The 7795-nt window shown below is 29.3% G+C and carries 7 protein-coding genes; all 7 read left to right on the top strand.

Annotated features, from left to right (window positions below; genetic code table 11):
- Nucleotides 1-972 (top strand): tRNA (adenosine(37)-N6)-dimethylallyltransferase MiaA (gene miaA, locus ACQCX0_RS04135; RefSeq protein ID WP_462562914.1); only part of this gene is annotated, 972 nt, incomplete at its 5' end.
- A 124-nt stretch (nt 973-1096) separates the two neighbouring features.
- Entirely contained in the window at nt 1097-2140 is a 1044-nt protein-coding gene (locus ACQCX0_RS04140) for a rod shape-determining protein (protein WP_462562915.1), read from the top strand.
- 7 nt (nt 2141-2147) lie between these two features.
- Nucleotides 2148-2960: a rod shape-determining protein MreC gene (gene mreC / locus ACQCX0_RS04145; protein ID WP_462562916.1), complete on the top strand. Its 813-nt coding sequence runs from the start codon at nt 2148-2150 to the stop codon at nt 2958-2960.
- Nucleotides 2961-3489: 529 nt separating this feature from the next.
- Entirely contained in the window at nt 3490-5331 is a 1842-nt protein-coding gene (mrdA, locus tag ACQCX0_RS04150; RefSeq protein WP_462562917.1) for a penicillin-binding protein 2, read from the top strand.
- Nucleotides 5315-6403 (top strand): rod shape-determining protein RodA, encoded by a 1089-nt coding sequence (gene rodA / locus ACQCX0_RS04155; RefSeq protein ID WP_462562918.1) that lies wholly within the window; start codon nt 5315-5317, stop codon nt 6401-6403. The genes mrdA and rodA overlap by 17 nt, the downstream gene beginning before the upstream one ends.
- A gap of 522 nt (nt 6404-6925) precedes the next feature.
- Nucleotides 6926-7327 carry an FAD/NAD(P)-binding protein gene (locus ACQCX0_RS04160; protein WP_462562919.1) on the top strand — a complete coding sequence of 134 codons (402 nt, stop codon included), beginning with the start codon at nt 6926-6928 and terminating at the stop codon, nt 7325-7327.
- 20 nt (nt 7328-7347) lie between these two features.
- Entirely contained in the window at nt 7348-7620 is a 273-nt protein-coding gene (locus ACQCX0_RS04165) for a hypothetical protein (protein ID WP_462562920.1), read from the top strand.
- Nucleotides 7621-7795 lie beyond the last annotated feature (175 nt).

Below are 7795 nucleotides of genomic sequence, written 5' to 3' on the forward strand. Positions count from 1 at the left end.
ATAAAAAATAAGATTATTTTACAAAGTAATAAGTGCTTACTAATGTTCAGAGATAGACCCCTTATTATAATTTGCGGAGCAACAGCTGTTGGCAAAACTAATTTAGCTCTAAGAGTTGCTCAAGAATTTAATGGGGTAATTATTAACGCTGACAGCAAACAAATCTATAAAGAAACACCTATTTTATCAGCCTCTCCCACCTTATCAGATCAACAACTTATTCCTCATAAATTATTTAATAGCCATACTATAACAGATGATTTTTCCTTAGGAAAATGGCTTAAATTGGTAAAAATAGCAATAACCGATGCTCTTAACAAAAACTTACTCCCAATTGTTGTGGGTGGGAGCGGTTTATATATTAGTACTCTACTGAGGGGAATTAATTTTATCCCAGAATTTTCAAAAGAATTCAGATTTACTGCAGAGACTATCTTAGCCAATCTTGGCATAGAAAAATTTAGAGAACAAGTAAGAGCTATAGATCCCGAATTAGCAGGAAAATTTTCTGATAAACAAAGATTAATTCGTGCCTATGAAGTATTTCTAGCTACAGGGAGAACCCTTTCAAGTTGGCAAAAAGGAGAGAAAACTAAAATTATAACAGGGAAAATTTTAACGTTTTTAGTTAGGGAAGAAAAAACGCTAATACATCAGAATATTGCTAAAAGAATCTTAGATATGATGTCTGAGGGAGTTATTTTTGAGGTTAAAAACTTAATTACACAACAGAACTTTAATAAGGAACTCTTAAATAAAATTATAGGATTAACAGAAATCTATGCTTTTTTAACCAATCAATGTTCTTACACAAAAACTGTGTTAAATATCACTAAAAATACTAATAACTATGCTAAAAGACAAATTACTTGGTTTAACAATCAACTAGAAGATGCATTTATTATTAATAATAATTCTAAGCTCTTAATAGAAAAACTGCATAACTTTAAAATTGTTTCAGGAGAAATATAATCATAATTAATATAATTATGATTATATTAAACTGTTTACAATCTACTAATTAATACATTATAATACTAGGTATATTAATTGAACTGCAATTATTAAGTATATTTTTACTTGGGTTAATAACACGATGTTTTTAAAAAAATTTATAGATATGTTTTCCTGCGATATGGCAATAGATTTAGGAACTGCTAACACACTAATTTATATAAAAGGACGAGGTATTGTTTTAAATGAACCCTCAGTTGTAGCAACTCAAAAAATTGGTAATACTACCAAAGTAGTAGCTGTAGGGCATGAAGCTAAAAAAATGTTAGGTAGAACCGCTGGAAATATTTCTGCAATCAGACCAATGATGGATGGTGTTATAGCCGATTTTGAAGTGGCAGAACAAATGATTAGATTTTTTATTAAAAAATTAACCACTCAAAGTTTTTTAAAAAAATCTTTAATTGTAATTTGCGTACCTTCTGGTTCTACTCCGGTTGAACGCAGAGCAATTCAAGACTCAGCTTATAACGCAGGAGGTTCTAAAGTATTTTTAATTGAAGAACCTATTGCTGCTGCTTTGGGTGCCAATTTACCGATTATGGATCCTGTTGGTTCAATGGTGGTTGATATCGGCGGAGGGACCACTGAAGTGGCAGTATTATCAATGGGTGGCATAGTATATGCTAGATCTGCCAGAGTAGGAGGAGATAAAATGGATACGGCAATTATTAATTATCTCAAAAAACATCATAATCTCTTAATAGGTGAATCTACGGCTCAAAGAATTAAAGAGGTAATCGGTTCTGCTTTAGTTATTAAAAATAAAAATCAGGAACTTACTATTGCTATTAAAGGAATTGATTTTATTAGCGGGTTACCTAAAGAAATAGAAATTAATCAATATCATGTACAAGAAGCATTATCTGAATCTATTAGCCATATTCTAGATATTTGCAGAGAAGCTCTTGAGAATACTCCTCCTGAATTAGCAGGAGATATTGTAGAAAAAGGTATAGTTCTAACAGGAGGAGGTTCTTTATTAGAAAATTTAGATATAGCCATCTCTAATGCCACGGGAGTTCCTGTAATTATGGCTCCTAACCCTTTAGAAAGTGTAGCCTTAGGCACTGGAATTGCTTTAGAAAATTTAAACAGATTTAAACATACCTTCATTTATTATTAATTTTTATATGCTACAAGCTCTTCGTAATTATAAATTTAATCTTACTCTATGGGTTTTTTTTACCTTCTTATCTTTTGCTTTAATAGTACTTAATAAGGTTAATCCACACCTACTAAATAAGATATCATCTGAGATTAATAAAGTTATTATTAATGTTAATAATATTTTTAGTATTTCCTTAATAGATTATTTTTATGCCATCGGTAATAATAAAAAAACCATAGATAATCTTCGCCTTGAGAATGAATTCTTATTACAAAAACTTTCTACTTTTGAAGTAAACAACCTTAAATTACAACAAATTGAGAAAGATAATGAAGAACTCTTAGTTGAACTGAATTATTCAAAAAGTATTAATACTAAAAATACTATTATGGCAAAAGTGCTTACTAATAAAGATTACAGTATTAATAAGTTCTTATTTATTAACAAAGGATCGCAAAACGGAGTACAACAGAATACTGCTGTTATTGCTAAAGATGGCTTAGTAGGACAAATTGTGGAAGTGTATAAAGATTTCTCTAAAGTTCTTATTATTAATGATGCTAAAACTAAAATAGCTATTATTACTGCCCATTCTAAAATGGGAGGCTTATTATCAGGTTCACTAAGCGGTATCCTTGAATTAATTCCTTATAACGATCAAGCATCTCTAATAGAGAGTGAGCTAGTTTTAAGTTCCGGGATTGAGGGTATTTTTCCTAGAAATATTCCTATCGGAGTACTACATAAAAAAGCAAATAAATGGATAATAAAACCCTTGGTTAATATACCTAATTTAAATTATGTACATATTACCACAACATCTTATAATAAATAAGATATTTATTATATAATTATAACTAATAAAAAACTAAGGGAGTCCTGAACCATAATGAGAAAACTTATACTGAATATTATCCCCTGTCTTTCGGTACTTATTTTTATATTTATTCAACCAAGCTTTTCTAACTCTGCTCTTAAGAATATTTTTTTTATTTTACCATATATTACGATTTATAGCTGGTATTTGCTCTCAAACAAACTATCTATGCTTACTATTTTTATCTTGGGAATTATTATAGATAGCTTAAACAGTATTACTTTAGGGTTCTCATCTTTTATCTTATTATTATTGGTTTTTATGGTAAATACAGAAAAGAATCTATTTAAAATAGTAAGCAACCAATTTGCACACTATATTCTATTTATAATCAATATATTGATAGCTTTATTAATAATAAAAGTAATGTTACTACTTTTTAATATTAATTTTATTGAATTAGATGTATTTTTTCTTTACAGTTTAATTTTGTTTCCTGTAATAATTATAATAAATCTTTTAATAATAAGCATATTAACCCACGATAATGGCTGATAATAAACTTTTTTCCAGAAGAATCTTTTTTCTAGGCATCATCAAATTAATAGTTTTTCTTGTTATTACTATTAGACTATTTTATATGCAAATTAAAAATAGTTCTTATTTTCAAACCTTGTCAGATAAGAATCGTATTTCTTTGGCACCGGTTATTCCTAAAAGAGGTATTATTTATGATAGATTCTTTACTCAAATTGCTAATAATATTTTAACTTGGGAATTGTTATTTATTAGATCGCAACTTAATCAACAATTAGATACTTTTCTACAATTAATTTCTAATATTGTAATTTTAAGCCCTGAAGAAAAAGCCAAAATAACGCAAAACTTCAAAAAAGTAGCCCCGTATACTCCAATTTTAATTAAACAAAATCTAGCACAAAATGAAGTAGCAAAATTAGAAACTCTATCTTATAAATTAGACGGGATTTTAATTAGGCGAATTTACAAACGTAATTATCCCTATAATAAGGTTTTTTCTCATATTATAGGCTATGTAGGACTACCTACTGATTTAAGTAAGACAAAGAATATCAATACTTGGCCTGTGGGTAAAATTGGGATAGAATTAGCACTTGATAATACCTTAAAAGGAAACATCGGTTATTTAAAATATGAAGTAAATGCTTTCGGACAAGTAATTAGAGAGTTAGAAAAACAAGACCCTATCTCAGGGTACGATGTCTCTTTAACTCTTGATGCCAAATTACAAGATAATATTTTTACTCTAATGCAAGGCTTAAGTGGCTCCTGCGTACTAATTGATATTACAACCGGTGATGTTTTATCTATTCTCTCTACCCCTAGTTATAATCCTAATTTATTTACAGATTCAATTACCTCTAAAGATTGGAATAACCTGAGAAATGATAAACAATCCCCATTTTCAAATAAAGCAGCAATGGGCTTATACCCTCCTGCTTCAGTAATTAAACCCATAATAGCTCTTTTAGGTTTAGAAAAAGAATATATTACTCCTAAAACTACAGTGGAATGCAAAGGTTTCCTATATGTAGGGAATCATAGATTTCATTGTTGGAGAAAAAAAGGACATGGTATTTTAAATGCGGAGGAAGCTATTTATAATTCCTGTGATATTTTCTTTTATGAATTAGCAAAAAAATTAAAAATAGTAGAGATGAATGAAATAGCACACAATTTTGGATTTGGGGAAAAACATCTTCCCTTAATAAATTATGAATCTTCTGGAAAACTCTTGGATATGTCAGATGAAGGTAAACTAGGGCATTTAATTATTTCAAGTATCGGACAGGGAAAATGGTTAACCACCCCAATTCAATTAGCTCAAATGATGGCAATTATAGGTAATAATAATAAAGTTCCCCAGCTAAATCTATTACGTAATATTGAATATAAGAATAAAATTTTATATCCTAAAAATAACAGGAAAATTGTTCAACTAGATTATAAAGAAGAATATTTACAAATTATTAAATCAGGTCTCTATAAAGCCGTAAATAGAAGATATTCTACAGCATACAGAGCTCATATAGCCGACAAAAATTGGGAAATCTCAGCTAAAACCGGAACTGCTCAGGTAAGAAGGGTCACATTAGAAGAAAGACAAGCCGGTAGAGATATTAGCAGTATTCCTTGGCAGTTAAGAGATCACGCACTTTTTGCTGGTTATTTCCCGAGCAATAATCCACAATATGCTATATCGCTAGTTTTAGAACACGCAGCTAGTTCTTCTTTTGTTGCGGCACCTTTAGCTAAAGCAATTGTTTTAGAAGTACAGAAACGTCACACTATGTATCAAAAACAGCAAAAATTATTACAGGAAATTTTACAAAATGAGGGGAAATTATAATATATCCATTAATTCTATGGTGTTGCTTATATCTTTAATAATTCTTGCAACTATAGGAATTCTAATTCAGTTATCAGCAGGAGGCGGTGATTTTTTAAGGTTTGCTTTTCCGCATCTCACTAAGATATTTATGGGATTTATAATCTTAGTTATCATTTATAAATTTAATCTAAAATATATTTTTTTGTTAGCAGAAGTTGCCTATGTTGGGAGTATTTTATTATTAGTTTTGGTAGATATTATCGGTATTACTAAACTAGGAGCCCAACGCTGGATTAATCTTGGTTTTTTTGTACTACAACCTTCAGAAATTATGAAAGTTTCCTTAATTTTAATGTTAGCTAAATATTTTCATAAATTTTCTCTCTCACAAGTTGGTAAATTAAAATACTACTTAGTACCTATTGTATTAACTCTGCTACCGGTATTTTTAGTATTAGTACAACCTGACCTTGGTACTGCTATTATTTTGCTAATTATCGGAGTAACAGGTTTCTTTTTAGGCGGACTTAAAAAACGTTATTTCGGTATAGCTTTTTTATGTCTATTAGTAATAATTCCTATTTTATGGATGAATCTTTACGATTATCAAAAGCAAAGAATTATTATCTTTTTAGATCCTAACTTAGATCCACTTGGTTCAGGATATCATATTATTCAATCAAAAATAGCTATAGGGTCAGGTGGTCTCTTCGGTAAGGGTTATTTAGCAGGAACCCAAGGACAGTTAAATTTTTTACCGGAAAAACATACTGATTTTATTTTTACTTTATTTGCTGAAGAACTAGGGTTTTTAGGAGTACTGGGACTCTTAACTCTCTATATGATAATTATTATTAATTGCTTATTTATGAGTATAAAATGCCAACATAATTTTGGCAAGATAGTAATCGGTAGCTTTATTAGTACCTTTTTTGTTTATATTGCTATTAATATGAGTATGGTCTCAGGATTATTACCGGTAGTAGGGATTCCCCTACCATTAATTTCCTACGGAGGAACTTCTACCATAAGTTTATTAGCAGGCTTTGGGTTAATTCTAAATATTGATAATAATAAAACTTATAATTAATCTCTCATAACTACTTTTAATCAAACATACCTTGTTTAGAATACTGAGTACCTTGCTATTTATAGGTGAGTACTGTGTGATATACGTAGTTGTTAGAGTGGTGTTGGGTACAAGGAACAAGGTTAAAATTGCTTAATAAAGAAGCTGAGTTATTTTTGGCTTATGGTAACTCAGTACCCCAAACATGGCTTAGAGTAAGGACACAACGTTTGCAAAAAAGGCAGAGATTAGTTAATTTTAACTACTAAATATAATTATTTAAATAATTTACATTTATGATTAAAAAATATTTGACAAGATAGTTTATTTTACTATAATATTCCTTGTACTAGAAAGTGCCAACTTAGTTCAGATGGTAGAGTAACTGATTTGTAATCAGTGGGTCGGGTGTTTTATTCCTCCAGTAGGCATAATTTGATATTTCAAAAAATATTGTTTTTTGTTTTTTTTATTCTGTATTTATATAAGTCCTGTTGTTATCATTATACTATCGTTAAGTAATAGTAAAATGGAGTAATTCAAATGAAAATAGCTATTGTTGGCTTTGGAGCAACTGGATTAAGTTTCTTTATTCAATTAATAAACTCTATAAAAAGCTATAAAATTAATTCTATTTATATTGTGTCTGAAAAAGATGAATTTATTGGAGGTAAATCCTTTAACTCTGCACACGATGACCATATTCTAAATACTAAATCTAGTTTGATGAGTTGTTACACAGCAAATGTGAATCATTTTATTGATTGGTTACAAAAAAATAATATTAATACTCATTATCCTCCTCGAAAAATTTTTAAGCAATATTTAATAGAGCAATTTGATTATATTCTATGTAAAGCTAATGAACTTGAAATTAAAGTTAATATTGTTTATGATTATGCTAAAGAAGTTACAAAAAAGACGAGAAATTTCATATCATCTTAGAAAATAATGATAAAATTATAGTGGATAAAGTGGTCTATACATCAGGAGAACCGCCTAAAGAATGTGATGCATCTAATAATAAGTTACGGCTCTTTCATAACAATATAGATTTATCTAAAGTAAAGGTAAATAAAAAAGGAGAGGCTATGTTGCTTGGGGCAGGATTAAGTGCCATAGATGCTGTTTTTTCTTTACAAGATCATGATGATGTAAAATGTATACATATGTATTCAAGAAGCGGGTTATTGCCAAGTGTAGCGGGCAGAATTAAATGGGAATTTGGGCAGTTTTAAACGGGACAGATTTTTACAAATAGAATCTATTTATTTGTCAAGAGTTTATTTTATAGCTTAGATTCTTTTTCTCTTTAAATTGTTGTAGAAGATATGGTAGTTTGTAGTTATGTTGCATAATAAGTAAGTAAATAGGAGTTAGGGGATGAATAAGGAAGAGTTAGTTAGTGCTATT

The sequence above is a fragment of the Candidatus Hepatincolaceae symbiont of Strigamia maritima genome, from assembly GCF_055505085.1.